This window comes from Streptomyces sp. NPDC005962, assembly GCF_040629205.1.
In the GTDB taxonomy this organism is placed as follows: domain Bacteria; phylum Actinomycetota; class Actinomycetes; order Streptomycetales; family Streptomycetaceae; genus Streptomyces.
Genome location: NZ_JBEXVE010000014.1, coordinates 119,207 through 133,714 on the forward strand (window position 1 = coordinate 119,207; position 14,508 = coordinate 133,714).

16 protein-coding genes are annotated in these 14,508 nt (G+C 71.8%); 5 read left to right on the plus strand and 11 right to left on the minus strand.

Annotated features, from left to right (window positions below):
- Positions 1 to 90 precede the first annotated feature (90 nt).
- A complete protein-coding gene (locus ABZ370_RS23720) occupies positions 91 to 510 on the plus strand; it encodes a hypothetical protein (protein ID WP_358624274.1) in 420 nt (139 codons plus the stop codon).
- A gap of 2 nt (positions 511 to 512) precedes the next feature.
- Here ABZ370_RS23720 and mug read toward each other — a convergent pair whose 3' ends face one another.
- The 3 genes from mug to ABZ370_RS23735 all read right to left on the minus strand — a co-directional run bounded on the left by mug (position 513) and on the right by ABZ370_RS23735 (position 3,385).
- Positions 513 to 1,064: a G/U mismatch-specific DNA glycosylase gene (gene mug, locus ABZ370_RS23725; protein WP_358624276.1), complete on the minus strand. Its 552-nt coding sequence runs from the start codon at positions 1,062 to 1,064 to the stop codon at positions 513 to 515.
- Between the two features lie 8 nt (positions 1,065 to 1,072).
- Positions 1,073 to 2,506: an adenylosuccinate lyase gene (gene purB, locus ABZ370_RS23730; RefSeq protein WP_358624278.1), complete on the minus strand. Its 1,434-nt coding sequence runs from the start codon at positions 2,504 to 2,506 to the stop codon at positions 1,073 to 1,075.
- Positions 2,507 to 2,614: 108 nt separating this feature from the next.
- Positions 2,615 to 3,385 carry an SGNH/GDSL hydrolase family protein gene (locus tag ABZ370_RS23735; RefSeq protein WP_358624281.1) on the minus strand — a complete coding sequence of 257 codons (771 nt, stop codon included), beginning with the start codon at positions 3,383 to 3,385 and terminating at the stop codon, positions 2,615 to 2,617.
- Between the two features lie 67 nt (positions 3,386 to 3,452).
- Here ABZ370_RS23735 and ABZ370_RS23740 point away from each other — a divergent pair, with 67 nt between their 5' ends.
- Both ABZ370_RS23740 and ABZ370_RS23745 read left to right on the plus strand, forming a co-directional pair.
- Entirely contained in the window at positions 3,453 to 3,665 is a 213-nt protein-coding gene (locus ABZ370_RS23740; RefSeq protein ID WP_358624283.1) for a hypothetical protein, read from the plus strand.
- A 120-nt stretch (positions 3,666 to 3,785) separates the two neighbouring features.
- Entirely contained in the window at positions 3,786 to 4,037 is a 252-nt protein-coding gene (locus ABZ370_RS23745) for a hypothetical protein (RefSeq protein WP_009712946.1), read from the plus strand.
- A gap of 96 nt (positions 4,038 to 4,133) precedes the next feature.
- On the opposite strand, the gene ABZ370_RS23750 is transcribed toward ABZ370_RS23745, so the two are convergent.
- The 6 genes from ABZ370_RS23750 to ABZ370_RS23775 form a co-directional block, all read right to left on the minus strand.
- Positions 4,134 to 5,138: a hemolysin family protein gene (locus ABZ370_RS23750; protein ID WP_358624286.1), complete on the minus strand. Its 1,005-nt coding sequence runs from the start codon at positions 5,136 to 5,138 to the stop codon at positions 4,134 to 4,136.
- On the minus strand, positions 5,135 to 6,496 hold the full coding sequence (locus tag ABZ370_RS23755) for a hemolysin family protein (protein ID WP_358624288.1): 1,362 nt from the start codon (positions 6,494 to 6,496) through the stop codon (positions 5,135 to 5,137). The genes ABZ370_RS23750 and ABZ370_RS23755 overlap by 4 nt, the downstream gene beginning before the upstream one ends.
- A gap of 201 nt (positions 6,497 to 6,697) precedes the next feature.
- On the minus strand, positions 6,698 to 7,123 hold the full coding sequence (locus tag ABZ370_RS23760) for a GNAT family N-acetyltransferase (RefSeq protein WP_358624291.1): 426 nt from the start codon (positions 7,121 to 7,123) through the stop codon (positions 6,698 to 6,700).
- 51 nt (positions 7,124 to 7,174) lie between these two features.
- Entirely contained in the window at positions 7,175 to 7,738 is a 564-nt protein-coding gene (locus tag ABZ370_RS23765; protein WP_358624293.1) for a hypothetical protein, read from the minus strand.
- 12 nt (positions 7,739 to 7,750) lie between these two features.
- On the minus strand, positions 7,751 to 8,653 hold the full coding sequence (locus tag ABZ370_RS23770) for a carbohydrate ABC transporter permease (RefSeq protein ID WP_358624295.1): 903 nt from the start codon (positions 8,651 to 8,653) through the stop codon (positions 7,751 to 7,753).
- The gene (locus ABZ370_RS23775) at positions 8,650 to 9,618 is read right to left on the minus strand and encodes a sugar ABC transporter permease (protein WP_358624298.1); all 969 of its coding nucleotides are present in this window, start codon (positions 9,616 to 9,618) and stop codon (positions 8,650 to 8,652) included. The genes ABZ370_RS23770 and ABZ370_RS23775 overlap by 4 nt, the downstream gene beginning before the upstream one ends.
- Before the next feature lie 210 nt (positions 9,619 to 9,828).
- On the opposite strand from ABZ370_RS23775, the gene ABZ370_RS23780 reads away from it, so the two are divergent.
- Together ABZ370_RS23780 and ABZ370_RS23785 are read left to right on the plus strand one after the other, a co-directional pair.
- Complete coding sequence (locus ABZ370_RS23780; protein WP_358624300.1) at positions 9,829 to 11,142, plus strand: ABC transporter substrate-binding protein; 1,314 nt, start codon at positions 9,829 to 9,831, stop codon at positions 11,140 to 11,142.
- A gap of 3 nt (positions 11,143 to 11,145) precedes the next feature.
- On the plus strand, positions 11,146 to 12,489 hold the full coding sequence (locus ABZ370_RS23785) for an enolase C-terminal domain-like protein (protein ID WP_358624302.1): 1,344 nt from the start codon (positions 11,146 to 11,148) through the stop codon (positions 12,487 to 12,489).
- Positions 12,490 to 12,502: 13 nt separating this feature from the next.
- Here the strand turns inward: ABZ370_RS23785 and ABZ370_RS23790 are convergent, their stop codons facing one another.
- Complete coding sequence (locus ABZ370_RS23790; protein WP_358624305.1) at positions 12,503 to 13,501, minus strand: LacI family DNA-binding transcriptional regulator; 999 nt, start codon at positions 13,499 to 13,501, stop codon at positions 12,503 to 12,505.
- 36 nt (positions 13,502 to 13,537) lie between these two features.
- Positions 13,538 to 14,437 carry an LLM class F420-dependent oxidoreductase gene (locus ABZ370_RS23795; protein ID WP_358624308.1) on the minus strand — a complete coding sequence of 300 codons (900 nt, stop codon included), beginning with the start codon at positions 14,435 to 14,437 and terminating at the stop codon, positions 13,538 to 13,540.
- Between the last annotated feature and the right edge of the window lie 71 nt (positions 14,438 to 14,508).

Below are 14,508 nucleotides of genomic sequence, written 5' to 3' on the forward strand. Positions count from 1 at the left end.
CGCACGCGCCCGCTGCCTCGCCGTATTCATGGCGGCCATCCAACACCTGACGGGCGGCCAGATGTCGGTCCCGGGTTGTTTACTGAGGGCATGACCAGTACGGCGGACCACCTGGCCACGATCGACGCCCTGCGGGCCCGGGACTTTCCCGCGCAGCGCCGCGGCCCGGGGTTCCATGTCGCCGACCTCCGGGTGAGCGAGGACTTCTGGGACGCGGACCTGACCCGGGTGGAGGAGGTGCTGGAGGAGTTCGAGGCCGAGCTGAGCGTCCTCGTGCAGGTGCTGACGTTACGGTGGGGCGCTCCCCGGGTCCTCGACCTCGGCGACGCCCTGGAGCGTTCGGCGATGGGCGAGCCGGTTCCGCCGCCGCTCGAAGCCCTGTGCGGATATGTGCCCGAGCTGCACATCTGGCAGGTGGACGGGCGCTGGGTCGGTCTCGGGGTCGGGCAGGGCGACCGGGAGCTGCCGTTCCAGCTGCTGGTGGCGATAGGGGAGTCGGCCGTCGGCTGACGTCAGGAGGTGCCCGGGTCCGCCTCGGCGGCGGCGCGCAGCCGGGCGAACTCCTCCGCCATCGCCGCCTTCGTCCAGTGCGCGTTGAGCCCGCTGGGGTTGGGCAGGGCCCAGACGCGGGTGTCGCCGATCGTCCGTTCCTGCGGGCCGATCTTCGCCCGCTTGTCGCCGAACGCGACCCGATAGGCGGTCACTCCCGCCACCCCGAGCCAGCGCGGCCGCAGGCGGCGGACCTTCTCCTCCAGTATCCGGCCGCCCTCCCGGTACTCCTCGTCGGACAGCTCATCGGCCCGCGCGCTGGCCCGGGCGACCACATTGGTGATGCCCAGCCCGTACGACGGCAGTTCGCCCTGCTCGGAGGGGTGCAGCAGCCTCGGGGTGAACCCCGAGGCGTGCAGCACGGGCCAGAACCGGTTGCCGGGGCGGGCGAAGTGATGGCCGGTGGCGGCGGTCATCAGCCCGGGGTTGATGCCGCAGAAGAGGACCCGCAGACCGTCCCCGACCACATCGGGGACGATGCGGTCGCGGGCGGCCTCCAGTTCGTCCGGGGTCACGGGCGGTGTCAGAGGATCGAGCCCGGTGCGTACGCCGCGGCCTCGGGGTGCCGCTTGGCGATCTCCTCGATCCGGGCGACCACCGCGCCGACCTGGTCGGCGGCCGCGCCCGTGAAGGACAGCTTGTCGGCCATGAGCGCCTCCAGCGCCGCCCGGTCCAGCGGAATCCGCTCATCGGCGGCGAGGGAGTCGAGCAGCTCGTTGCGCTCGGCGCCCTGCTCGCGCATGGCGAGGGCGGCGGCGACCGCGTGCTCCTTGATCGCCTCATGGGCGATCTCGCGGCCCACCCCGGCCCGCACGGCGCCCATCAACACCTTGGTGGTGGCGAGGAAGGGCAGGTAGCGGTCCAGCTCACGGGCGACGACGGCCGGGAAGGCACCGAACTCGTCGAGCACGGTCAGGAAGGTCTCCAGCAGCCCGTCGAAGGCGAAGAACGCGTCCGGCAGTGCGACCCGGCGCACCACCGAGCAGGAGACGTCGCCCTCGTTCCACTGGTCGCCCGCCAGCTCGCCGGTCATCGAGGCGTAGCCGCGCAGGATCACGGCGAGGCCGTTGACGCGCTCGCAGGAGCGGGTGTTCATCTTGTGCGGCATCGCGGACGAGCCGACCTGGCCCGGCTTGAAGCCCTCGGTCACCAGCTCGTGCCCGGCCATCAGCCGGACCGTCTTGGCCAGCGAGGAGGGGGCCGCGGCCAGCTGCACCAGGGCGGTGACGACCTCGTAGTCCACCGAGCGCGGGTAGACCTGGCCGACCGAGGTGAACGCCTGCGCGAAGCCCAGGTGACCGGCGATCCGCCGCTCCAGCTCGGCCAGCTTCCCCGTGTCCCCGCCCAGCAGGTCCAGCATGTCCTGCGCGGTGCCGACCGGGCCCTTGATGCCGCGCAGCGGGTACCGGCCGAGCAGCTCCTCCAAGCGCCCGAAGGCGACCAGCAGCTCGTCCGCCGCGGTCGCGAAGCGCTTGCCGAGCGTGGTGGCCTGCGCGGCGACGTTGTGCGAACGCCCGGCCATCACCAGCTCGGCGTGGTCGGCGGCCAGCTTGCCGAGCCGGACCAGCACGGCGACCGTACGGTCGCGCACCAGCTCCAGGGAGAGCCTGGTCTGCAGCTGCTCGACGTTCTCGGTGAGGTCGCGGGAGGTCATGCCCTTGTGGACGTGCTCATGACCGGCGAGGGCGTTGAACTCCTCGATGCGGGCCTTCACATCGTGCCGGGTCACCTTCTCGCGCTCGGCGATCGAGGCGAGGTCGACGTCCTCAAGGACCCGCTCGTAGTCGGCGAGGGCCGAATCCGGCACCTCGATGCCCAGGTCCTTCTGGGCACGCAGGACGGCGAGCCACAGCCGCCGCTCCAGCGTCACCTTGTACTCGGGGGACCACAGGACGGCCAGCTCCGCCGAGGCGTAGCGGCCGGCCAGGACGTTCGGAATGCGCGGCTTACCAGTCACGTGCACAGAGTCTACTGGCCGTATCCCCAGGCCAGACCGGTGCCCATTCTTCAGGCCGGACCGGTGCCCACTGCCCAGGCCGGACCGGTGTCCACCGGCCCGGCCCGATCAGCCCTCGTAGGGCAGCAGTTCGGCCCGCTTCGGCGCCCGGCCGTCGCCCGAGGAGCGGCCCGTCATCCGGCGGGCGATCCACGGGCCGAGGTGCTCGCGGGCGAACCGCGCGTCCGAGGTGCGGCGGGCCAGCCAGCCCGGGCGGACCGCGGGCGGCAGCGGCGCGTCCCAGTCCTCCTCCGGGTCGTGGCCCAGCGCCTGCCAGACGGCCTCGGCGACCCGGCGGTGCCCCTCGGCGTTCAGATGGAGCCGGTCGTCCGCCCACATCCGGGGATCGCCGACCGCCTCGGAGGAGTACAGGTCCACGACGGTCGCGTCATGCCGCACGGCCAGCTCGTCCACGAAGGAGTACAGCCGCTCCATCCGCGGCTGGAACCGGCCCTGCACCGGGCCGCGCCGCCCCGGGCCGCGCATCAGGACCAGCTTCTTGCAGCTGGGCGCGAGCCGGTCGGCGGCCTCCTCCAGCAGCCCGCATACCCGGCCGATGTCGCATTTGGGGCGCAGGACGTCGTTCCCGCCGCCGACCAGCGTCACCAGGTCCGCGCCCATCGCGGCGGCCGGGCCCGTCTGCTCGTCCACGATCTGGCCGATCAGCTTCCCGCGCACCGCGAGATTGGCGTACCGGAACCCTGGGGTGTGGGCCGCCAGCCGGGCGGCGAGGAGATCCGCCCAGCCGCGGTAGCCGCCGTCCGGGAGGGAGTCGGACATGCCTTCGGTGAAGGAGTCGCCGACCGCGACAAAGCTTGTATATGTGGTGTTCGTCTGCATGGCTCGGCCGATCTTATCCGGTGCACGCGGGCTGCGCGGAGGCCGTGGCGCGCGCATGATGAGCCGCATGGCGCTGACCCACATCTACTTCGAGGGCGGCGCCCGGAACGGGACGACGGCGAGCTGGAACCTCGAACCGGGCGCGGACATCTACGACGACAACATCTTCCGGCCGCCCGAGCTGTACCGGCGGACCGACCGTACGAAGGTGATCGGGCACGTCGAATACGTCGTCTTCCGCTACGACCCGGCGGGCGCACGGCCCGGCCGCCTGCCGTGAGCGCCCCGCGCGCGGGGGTGGCCGGGAATCTCCGGCGGGGTGGGCGCGCGGGTGCGAACGGGTCCCTCGGTTGGGCGGAGCAGGGTTCCGGACGGCGTGGAGTAGGGCAGTCTGGTGCCCGTGGATGCCTTTGAATGCGACCGTACGACGATGGCGATCGTCGCCGCCGCCCTCGCCGATGACGGTGAGGGTGCCGCGGCCCTGCTGGAGCCGCTGGAGACGCGCGACGTATGCCGGGTCGCCGTCCGGCTCGCCGCGATGGCCGCCGACGCGCTGCTGGCCGTCGCCGAGGAGGGCGGCGGCGGACGGGAGGAGGCGCTGGCCCATTGGCAGGCGTGCATCATCGCCCATGAGTCCAGACGGGACCAGTGACGGACCGGTTCTGCCGCTCCCCGTCACACCGCCACACCGTCTCGCCAGGCTTGCCGGGTTCGTCGGGCTCGTCGGGCATCACGAGACGCGGCCTCGTCACGCCACCAGGAGGCGCAGCACGTCCTCCATCGTGACCAGCCCCTCCAGCCGTCCCTCCGCGTCGACGACGGGCGCGAGATGGGTGCCGCTGTCGCGCATCGCGGTCAGCACGTCGTCCAGCGGCGTCTGCGACCGCACCCGGGCGACCGGCCGCAGCTGATCGGGGCGGAACGGAACATCGCGCGGATGCGCGTCCAGCGCGTCCTTCACATGCAGATAGCCCAGCATCTGCCCGGAGTCGTCGATCACCGGGAAGCGGGAGAAGCCGGTTTCGGCCGACATCCGCTCCAGCTCCTCCGGCGTCGCCCCGAGCCGCGCCGAGACCACCCGGTCCATCGGCAGCACCACGTCACGCACCGGCCGCCGGCCCAGCTCCAGCGCGTCCCGCAGCCGCGTCGCACCCCGGTCGTCCAGCAGCCCGGCCTCACTGGAGTCCGCGACCATACGCGCCAGTTCGTCATCCGAGAACGTCGCCGCCACCTCACCCCTGGGCTCGACCCGCATCAGCTTCAGCAGACCGTTGGCGAACGCGTTCACCGCGAAGATGACCGGGCGCAGCGCCCGCGCGAGCCCCACCAGCGGCGGCCCGAGCAGCAGCGCGGTGCGCACCGGCTCGGCCAGCGCCACGTTCTTCGGCACCATCTCGCCGACCAGCATGTGCAGATACGTCGCCAGGCTCAGCGCGATCACGAACGAGATGAGATGGATCAGGCCGAGCGACAGCCCGGCCGCGTGGAACAGCGGCTCCAGAAGATGCGCGATGGCCGGTTCCGCGACGGCGCCCAGCACCAGCGTGCACAGTGTGATGCCGAGCTGGGCCGCCGCCAGCAGCGCGGAGACGTGTTCGAGCCCCCACAGCACGGCCCGCGCCCGGCGGTCGCCCCGCTCGGCGTACGGCTCGATCTGGCTGCGCCGCACCGAGATCAGGGCGAACTCGGCGCCCACGAAGAAGGCGTTCGCGACCAGCGTCAGCAGGCCGATGAACAGCTGGACGGCGATCATGGGCCCGCCCCGCCGTGGTCCCGGCCGTGGTCATGGCCGTCGTCGTGGTGGTGGGGGAGCGGGGCGTGCAGCCGGACCCGGGCGGCGCGGTGGCCCGCCGCGTTCACCACCTCCATCCGCCAGCCCTCCGGCTCGACCGTGTCGCCCACGACCGGGATACGGCCCAGCTCGGCCGCGATCAGCCCGGCCAGCGTGTCGTACGGGCCCGGGGGCACCCGCAGCCCGATCCCCTCCAGCTGATCGACCCTGGCGGCGCCGTCCGCGTCGTACACCGCCCGGCCCGCCGCGTCCTCGCCCGCCGGGGCCAGATCGGGAGTCTCGTGCGGGTCGTGCTCGTCGCGTACCTCGCCGACCACCTCCTCGATGATGTCCTCCAGGGTGACGACACCGGCCGTGCCGCCGTACTCGTCGATGACCACGGCCATGCTGCGCCGCACCGACAGCCGGTCCAGGAGCCGGTCCACGGTGAGCGACTCGGGGACGAGCAGGGCCTCGCGCATCAGCTCGGACACCGGGTGCCACGGCCGCGCGTCGGCGGGGATCGCGAGGACGTCCTTGATGTGGACGACGCCCGCCACCGCGTCCAGGCTGTCGCGGTGGACGGGGAAGCGGGACAGCCCGGTGGCGCGGGTCGCGTTGGCGACGTCCTCGGCGGTGGCCCGTACGTCCAGCGCGATCACCTGCACCCGGGGCGTCATCACGTTCTGCGCGGTCAGCTCGGCCAGGTTCAGGGTGCGGACGAACAGCTCCGCGGTGTCCTTCTCCAGCGCGCCCTCCTTCGCGGAGTGCCGGGCGAGCGCGATCAGCTCCTGCGGGCCGCGCGCCCCGGCCAGCTCCTCGGCGGGCTCCAGGCCCATCCGGCGCACCAGCCGGTTGGCGGTGTTGTTGAGGTGCGCGATGAGCGGACGGAAGGCCGCGCTGAAGGCACGCTGCGGGGTGGCGACGGCCCGGGCGACCGGCAGCGGGCGGGAGATCGCCCAGTTCTTGGGGACCAGCTCGCCGACGACCATCATCACCACCGTGGACAGGGCGGTGCCCACGACGAGGGCCACCGAGTGGACGGCGGAGCGGGGCACCCCGATCGCGGTGAGCGGCCCGCCCAGCAGCACGGCGATGGACGGCTCGGCGAGCATGCCCACGACCAGGTTGGTGACGGTGATGCCGAGCTGGGCGCCCGAGAGCTGGTACGTCAGGCCGCGCACGGCCTTCAGGGCGCTCTCCGCACCGCGCTCGCCGCGCTCCACCGCCCGGTCGAGCTCGCTGCGCTCGACCGTGGTCAGCGAGAACTCCGCCGCCACGAATCCACCGCAGGCGAGCGCGAGCAGGAGCGCCACGGCCAGGAGGAGGACTTCGGTCATGGGGTCACCTCCGTCCCATGATCCGGCAGGGCCCGGAGGAGCGCGCGACGGGAGACGCCGCACACCTCAAGCACCTCAAGGGTAGAGGCACGGCGAAGGGCCGTCGGGGCCGCGTCGCACGGCGAGGGCGCGGCGTCAGGGCGTCGAGCGCGGACGAGGTCGCCGCGTCAGGGCGGCGTGAGCGCGGGTGAGGGCGCCGGGTCAGGGCGTCAGCGGCTTCACCCAGCGGCTCCACTGCGGCTCCCGGGCGTACCCGGCCGCGCTCCACGCCTGGTGGGCGAGCGCGTTCTCGTCGAGCACCATGGCGTCCCCGCGCCGCCCGCCCAGCGCCGCGAACCGCTCCTCGGCCGCCGCGAGCAGCGCGGTCGCCACGCCCCGGCGGCGGTGGGCGGGGTGGACCGCGAGCCGGTACAGATGGCAGCGCCAGCCGTCGAAGCCCGCTATGACGGTCCCGGCGAGCGCCCCGTCCCGCTCGGCCAGCAGCAGCGACTCCGGGTCCCGGGTGATCAGCCGGGCCACCCCGTCCCGGTCGTCGCTGATGCTCGTACCTTCCGCGGCCTCGCGCCAGAAGGCGAGCACGGTGTCGGCGTCCGAGGGGGTGGCGCTGCGGATGTGGAGATCACTCATGGCGTGAGCCAAGCAGAGCACCGGGCCGTCCGGCGACCCCTTTTCGCGAGGTCAGGGAGTACGCGGATGGAGGGGGCGCCAGGTGTCGGTGGCGGTCGCGGCGAGCGCGAGCGGGCCGAGGACGACCAGCAGCAGGACGGGGGACATGGTCAGCAGGACCACGGCGGCGGCCGTGGACCCGGCCAGCAGCACCGGTACGAGCGGCTGCCCCGGCACCGACCGGAACGCCGCGGCGAGGACGGCGCGCCAGCGCAGCCCGTCCCGCCAGGCCGCGGCGCACCGCAGCCCCAGGGCGGCGAGGGCGGCGGCCGCGATGGCGAAGGCCGGACCGGCGCCCGGCCCGCCGTGGGCGTCCAGGGCGAGCGCGTCCAGCCACAGCAGCGCCAGCACCCCGGCGGGGGCGAGCCAGACCGACGGCCCCGAGCGCAGCACCCGGCGCAGCGCGGCTAGGAAGTGGCGTGGTGTCACGCCCGCTCCGCCGTGCGTCTGCTCGCGCAGCACGGTGCAGCCCGCCACCAGGGCGGGGTAGGCGGTGACCACGGGCAGCGAGGCGAGCAGCAGGAACACCCCCAGCAGCAGACAGTCGGCGAACGGGGCGAACCAGAAACGGCGCATCTGCCCGGCCCCCTATCCCTTGAGCCCGGAGGTGTGCACGCCCTCGACCAGCAGCCGCTGGAAGGCGAGGAAGAACAGCAGCACGGGCACGAGGGTGAGCACCGACATCGCGAACATCGGCCCGAACGCGGCGCTGCCGGACTGGTCGACGAACATCCGCAGGCCCAGCTGCAGCGTGTAGTCCCGCGGGTCGGCGAGATACATCAGCTGGGAGAGGAAGTCGTTCCAGCTCCAGATGAACGAGAAGATCGTCGTGGTGACCAGGGCCGGTTTGAGCAGCGGCATGATGACGTGCCAGAAGGTGCGGTACGGCCCGCAGCCGTCGATGACCGCCGCCTCGTCGAGTTCGCGCGGCAGCGAGCGGATGAACTGGACGATCAGGAAGACGAAGAAGGCCTCGGTGGCCAGGAACTTCGGCAGGATGAGCGGCAGGAAGGTGCCGACCATGCCGAGCTTCTGGAAGATGATGTACTGCGGGATCAGCACGACGTGCATCGGCAGCATCAACGTCCCGATCATCACCGCGAAGTAGAGCCCACGGCCCCGGAACCGCAGCCGGGCGAAGGCGTACGCGGCCAGCGAGCAGGACAGGACGTTGCCGATGACCGCGCCGGTGGAGACGAGCAGCGAGTTGCCGAACAGCCGCCACAGCGTGATGCCGCTGATCCCCTCGGCCGCCTTGGTGTAGTTGCCCGGGGTGAAGACCTCCGGGACGGGGCTCAGATTCGAGATGATCTCGGTACCGGACTTCACCGAGGCCGTGACCAGCCACAGCACCGGATAGAGCAGCACGAGGCCGAGCGCCACACAGACGAGGTGCCACACCGCGGAACGCAGCGGCGGCGCGGTGCTGGTGGCAGGGGCAGGCGCAGCGGCAGGCGCAGGGGCAGGGGCCGGGGTGGGTGCGGTCGTCATGACGCCTCCTCCTGTCCGTAGAAGACCCACAGCCGGGAACTGCGGAAGACGAGGAACGTGACCAGTGCGATGACGGCCAGCAGGACCCACGCCATCGCGGAGGCGTATCCCATGTGGAAGTTGGTGAAGGCCTGTTGGTACAGGTACAGCGAGTAGAAGAGGGTCGAGTCGGACGGCCCTCCGGTGCCGTTGCTGACCACGAACGCGGAGGTGAAGGACTGGAAGGAGTGGATGATCTCCATGATCAGGTTGAAGAAGAGGACCGGCGTCAGCATCGGCAGCGTGATGGAGAAGAAGGTGCGCGTCCGGCTCGCCCCGTCGATCGAGGATGCCTCGTACAGCTCTTTCGGGATCTGCTTCAGCCCGGCCAGGAAGATCACCATGGGCGCGCCGAACTGCCAGACGGTCAGCATGATCAGCGGATAGAGCGCGTAGTCCGGATTGTCGGTGAGGCCGCCGATCTCCAGGCCGAAGAAGGCCAGCGAGCGGTCGGTGAGACCGCCGGTGGCGAACAGGGACCGCCACACGAGGGCGACGCTGACGCTCGCGCCGAGCAGTGACGGGGCGTAGAACGCGGCGCGGTACAGGCCGACTCCGCGGCGCGCGCGGTTCAGCAGCAGCGCCACGGCGAGCGCGGCCGCGAGTTTGAGCGGCGCGCCGATGAGGACGAACTTCAGGGTCACGCCCACCGAGGTGAGGAACCGGTCGTCCTCCAGCATGTAGCGGTAGTTGGCAAGACCCACCCACTGCGGCTTCGAGAAGAGGTCGTAGTCGGTGAACGACAGATACAGCGAGGCCAGCATCGGGCCGAGGGTCAGGACGACCGCGCCGATCAGCCAGGGCGCCAGGAAGACGTGTGCCGACAGAGCTGTGGAACGGCGGCGGCGCCGCACCGCGGGAACGGCGTCGGTGACGCCGCCGCCGGGGCGGGGCAAGGGACGGGGCGGTGCGGTCGCCTGGGCCATGCGTGCTCCTCCGAGGCGAGGGTGGATGACGGCGGCAACGGTTGCACGGGAAAGCGCTTGCGGCAAGAGGCGGGCGTTGTTGAACTTTTCCCTGATGATTCGGTTCTTGACATTGACTGAGTGCTGCACGCAAGCGTAATTTCCGGCTCAGTCTGAAACAGAGTGGCAACGTTTGCAGTCACTCCTCCGCCCGCAGAGTGAAGGGCCGCGATGTCCGCAACACGCCGTCCCCCCACCCCCTTCTCGCCCTCGCGCCGCCGACTGCTCGCCTCGCTCGGCGCGCTGGGGCTGGGCGCCGCCAGCGCGGGGTGCGCCCTAGACAAGGCCGTCGCCGACGACCCGGTGACGCTCGGCTTCCAGTGGTGGGGCCCCGACGATCGCAACCTGGCCACCGCCAAGGCGCTGCGGCTCTTCAAGAGCCGCCATCCGAAGGTCACGGTGGAGACCTCGTTCACCGGGTACGACGCCTACTTCCAGCGGCTCGCCACCCAAGTGGCGGCCGGCGGCGGCCCCGACATTCTGCAGATGGACTACTACCAGATGCGGGCGTACGCCGACTACGGGCTGCTCGCGGACCTCGGCGGCCCCGAGTTCTCCGCGCTCTCCCTGGACCAGGTGCCCACCGCCTATGTGAACGCCAACCGGCTGGGCGGCAAGCTGTACGCAGTACCGACAGGGCTCACGACGCAAGCCCTGTTCGTCGACCCCACCCTCTGGCGCAAGGCGGGGGTCGGCCTGCCGAAGAAGGGGTGGACCTGGGACGACCTGCTGGACGACGTCGGCCCCGCCCTGAAGCGGGCGGTGCCGGGCAGAAGCCCGCTCACCGATTTCGGCGGTTACAGCGAGTGTTTCAACGTATGGCTCGCCCAGCGCGGCAAGTCGATCTACCAGGCCGACGCCTCGCTCGGCTTCACCACGGCTGATCTCGCCGGGTTCTGGGAGCTGACCTCGCGGCTGCGGGACAAGGGCATCTTCACCCCGCCCCCCACCACCGCCTCCTACGACGGCTCGATCGAGAGCTCTCCGCTGGTACGGAAGCTCTCCACGGCCGAGTTCAAGCTCACCTCCTCGGTCACGCCCTACTTCGAGGCCTACGGCGAGGTCGCCGCCGTGCCGTTCCCCACCGTGTCCTCCGGCGCCCCGCTCGGGCTGACCGCGGGTGCCGGGATGATGTGCGTACAGCGGCGCAGCGCGCACAAGCGGGAGGCCGCGCTGCTGCTGGACTTCCTGCTCAACGACCCCCAGGCGGGCCGTGCGCTCGGCGTCGTACGCGGCCTCCCTCCGAACCGGCCGAACCTCGACCGCCTCGCCCCCGGCTTCACCAAGGGCGACCGCATGGTCTACGAGTACGTCACCTCGTTCGAGAAGGACTTCGCGCCATCTCCGCTGCCTCCGCCCGGCTCCGACGAGGACAAGCTGGAGTTCGAGGGCGTCTACCAGGACGTGATCTTCGGCAAGCAGAGTGTACGGGCGGCGGCCGCCCACATGATGGAGAAGTTCCACACCACCGTGCCGCAGGGCTGAGCCATGATCATCCGCGAACTGCGGGTCACCCCCATCGCCTTCCGTGACCCCCCGCTGCTCAACGCCGACGGAGTGCACCAGCCCCACGTCCTGCGGGCGGTCGTCGAACTGGTCGTGGACGACGGCCGCGGCGGCGAGGTGACCGGCCTCGGCGAGTGCGCCGGCCACGCCTGGCAGCTCGACTGGCTGACGCTCGTCGGCGCCCACCTGGCGGGCATCCCCGTCTTCGACACGGCGGCGGTCGGCCGGACCGTCCGGGCGCTGCTGTCCGGCCGGGCGGACGGTGTCGACTACGGCGCCGACGCGCCGTGGCGGCGCTGGTCCGACCGTACGGGGCCGCCCGAATCGCGCGGCCCCGCCCCGGTTCCCGCCCCCGCCTTCGACGTACGGCGCGTGTACGCGGCGATCGAGGTCGCCTGCCTGGACGCGCAGGGCAAGCTGTCCGGCGTACCGGTCGTCGACCTGCTGGGCGGCCGGGTGCGCGATGCCGTGCCCTACAGCGCGTACCTCTTCTACAAGTGGGAGCGGCACCCGGAACGCGACGGCGCCTCGGCGGCCGGGGACGAGTGGGGAGCCGCCCTGGACCCCGACGGCATCGTCGCCCAGGCGCGGCGCATGGTGGACCGGTACGGTTTCCGCTCGCTCAAGCTCAAGGGCGGGGTCTTCCCGCCGGACGAGGAGATCGCGGCCATCCACGCGCTGAGCGCGGCGTTCCCCGGGCATCCGCTCCGTATCGATCCGAACGCCGCGTGGACGCTTGCGACCTCCCTGGCGGCGGTCCGCGAACTCGAAGGCGTCCTCGAATACCTGGAGGACCCGGTGGCCGGGGCCGAGGACATGGGCGCCCTCGCCGCGCAGACCTCGATCCCGCTCGCCACCAACATGTGCGTGAACTCGCTGGAGACCATGCGCCCCGCCCTCGACCACGGCGCCGTGCGGATCGTGCTGGCCGATCACCACATCTGGGGCGGGCTGCGGGGCACGGCCGCGCTGGGCGACGTCTGCAAGGCAGTCGGCTGGGGGCTGTCCATGCACTCCAACTCGCACCTGGGCATCAGCCTCGCCGCGATGACCCACGTAGCCGCTGCCACGGAGGAGCTGGCCTACGCGTGCGACACCCACTACCCGTGGAACGCCGCCGATGACGTGGTGGCGCCCGGTGCCCTGGCCTTCGCGGACGGAGCGGTGCGGGTCCCGCCGGGCCCGGGTCTCGGGGTCGAGCTGGACCGCGCCGTCCTCGACCGGCTGCATGCCACGTACCTGGGTCTGGGGCGCGAGCACCGGAACGACGCGCTCTACATGAGGACCGTGGAGCCGGACTTCGACCCGAGGCTGCCGCGCTGGTAGCCGACAGCGGCTCTCACTCGACGGCGGCCGTCGACCCCCGCACCACCAGATGCGTCTCCAGCACCCGCTGCATGGGCTCCGCCCCCTCCACCGCGGGCGTGCCCAGGATGCGGGACAGCAGATCGACGGCGGCCCGCGCGGCGTACGCCTTCGGCACGGACACCGTGGTCAGCGGGGGTGCGGCCATCCCGGACAGCGCGAAGTCGTCGCAGCCCACCACGCTCATCTCGTCCGGCACCCGCACCCCGCGCGCGGTGAACCGGCTGATCAGCCCGAACGCGACGATGTCGTTGAACGCCACGACCGCGCTCGCCCCGCTGGCGAGCACCACATCGGCCGCCCCGGTGATCCCGCCGTCGAACTGCGGGGCCACGCTCCCCACGTGGACGATCTCGACCTTGCCCGACTCCGCCATCGCCTCGACGCCCGCCGCACGCTCCCGCGCGGCCCAGGAGCTGCGCGGACCGCCGACGTACGCGATCTTGCGGTGGCCCAGGGCGTGCAGATGGGCCACCGCGTCGGTCATGCCCGCCATCAGGTCGGCCGTGACGCTCGCGAAGCCGGGCTCCTTGCGGTGCAGCAGCACGGTCGGCTTGGCGGCGAGCTCGTCCAGCGACCGCAGCTCCTCGCCGCTCAGATGCGGGGAGACCAGGACGATCCCGTCCACCTGCGGGGCCAGGGTGCGGATCGCGTCCAGTTCCAGGGCCTCGTCGCGTTCGGCGTCGGAAACGAACACCGCGTATCCCAGGCCCCGGGCCCGGGACTGCACGCCCTTGCAGCACTCCGCGAAGAAGGGATTCAGCAGGTCAGGGACGATCACGCCCAGATGGCCCGTACGTCCTGTGATCAAGCCCTGGGCCGCACGGTTGGGCTGGTAGCCGAGCCGGTCGGCGGCGGCCCGCACCCGCTCGCGCGTGACGACGCTCACCGTCCCCCCGGGAGCCAGCGCCCGCGACACCGTGGACGGCGAGACCCCTGAGGCCTTCGCGACGTCTCGAATGGTCACCTGCACGACCTGAGGTTTGCACCCCCGCTCCCCGTACGTCAATCACGCTCCGTGCAGCTCCTCGATCACCGGGGCGAAGGCCTCCATATGGTGCTCCAGCACGGCGAAGTACGAGAAGCCGAAGCGCTCGCGATGGGCCCGCAGCCGGTCCGCCATCTCCTTGGGGCTGCCCAGCAGCAGCGCGGGGTGTTCCAGCAGCTGTTCCTCGGTGAGGTCGGGGGCGTACTGCTGGAGCTCGCGGGTCTTGGCGCGGAGGTCGCCGGTGTTCTCGACCTTCTGGATCAGATAGTTCAGCTCGGTGGACTCCGGGTCTCTCCCGGCTTCGGCGGTGAAGCGGCGGAAGGCCGCCACCCGCTCCTCCAGCGCCTCCGGGCTGATCATCTTCAGTGGCACGGGCGCGTCGTCCGGAGCCTGGACCGCGCCGGTGAACGCCGCGATCTCCGCGTGGCGCGCGGCCACCCGCAGCAGCCGGTCGCCGTTGCCGCCCAGGACCAGCGGCGGTCGCGGCGTCTGCGCGGGCCGCGGGCGCTGGTCGGGATCGGTCAGCAGCCGCTCCAGCTCGCGAACGGTGTGCTCCAGATGGTCGACCCGCTCGCGCGGCGATCCGAACGGCAGTCCGGCGCTGTCGTGCTCGGCCTTCACATACCCCGCTCCCAGGCCCAGCTCCAGCCGTCCCCCGGTGAGCGCGTCACAGGTGGCCACCTCACGGGCCAGCAGGGCCGGGTTCCAGAAGCCCAGGTTGAGGACGAAGGTGCCCAGCCGCGGCCGCTCGGTGACCTCGGCGGCGGCCATCAGCGCCGCGAACGGCGCGGGCATGCCCAGATGGTCGGGGGCCAGCAGCACGTCGTACCCGAGACGCTCGGCACGGCGGCACTTCTCGCGCCACGCCGGGGCCGATTCGAGCGTGAGCAGATTGACTCCGAAACGGAACGGCCTTGCCATGAGCCCTCCTTGATCGAGAATGTCCCGAACCTATCGGAGAACAACCCGGTGTTGGCCCTCGTCCGATCAGC

Bases quoted from the DNA above. Each gene is read 5' to 3' on its own strand.
- ABZ370_RS23765 (WP_358624293.1), bottom strand. From the start codon at position 7,738: ATGCGCCGTTTCTGGTTCGCCCCGTTCGCCGACTGTCTGCTGCTGGGG.
- ABZ370_RS23750 (WP_358624286.1), bottom strand. From the start codon at position 5,138: ATGATCGCCGTCCAGCTGTTCATCGGCCTGCTGACGCTGGTCGCGAAC.
- ABZ370_RS23720 (WP_358624274.1), top strand. From the start codon at position 91: ATGACCAGTACGGCGGACCACCTGGCCACGATCGACGCCCTGCGGGCC.
- ABZ370_RS23760 (WP_358624291.1), bottom strand. From the start codon at position 7,123: ATGAGTGATCTCCACATCCGCAGCGCCACCCCCTCGGACGCCGACACC.
- ABZ370_RS23795 (WP_358624308.1), bottom strand. From the start codon at position 14,437: ATGGCAAGGCCGTTCCGTTTCGGAGTCAATCTGCTCACGCTCGAATCG.
- ABZ370_RS23755 (WP_358624288.1), bottom strand. From the start codon at position 6,496: ATGACCGAAGTCCTCCTCCTGGCCGTGGCGCTCCTGCTCGCGCTCGCC.
- ABZ370_RS23735 (WP_358624281.1), bottom strand. From the start codon at position 3,385: ATGCAGACGAACACCACATATACAAGCTTTGTCGCGGTCGGCGACTCC.
- ABZ370_RS23780 (WP_358624300.1), top strand. From the start codon at position 9,829: ATGTCCGCAACACGCCGTCCCCCCACCCCCTTCTCGCCCTCGCGCCGC.
- ABZ370_RS23785 (WP_358624302.1), top strand. From the start codon at position 11,146: ATGATCATCCGCGAACTGCGGGTCACCCCCATCGCCTTCCGTGACCCC.
- ABZ370_RS23740 (WP_358624283.1), top strand. From the start codon at position 3,453: ATGGCGCTGACCCACATCTACTTCGAGGGCGGCGCCCGGAACGGGACG.
- ABZ370_RS23770 (WP_358624295.1), bottom strand. From the start codon at position 8,653: ATGACGACCGCACCCACCCCGGCCCCTGCCCCTGCGCCTGCCGCTGCG.
- ABZ370_RS23775 (WP_358624298.1), bottom strand. From the start codon at position 9,618: ATGGCCCAGGCGACCGCACCGCCCCGTCCCTTGCCCCGCCCCGGCGGC.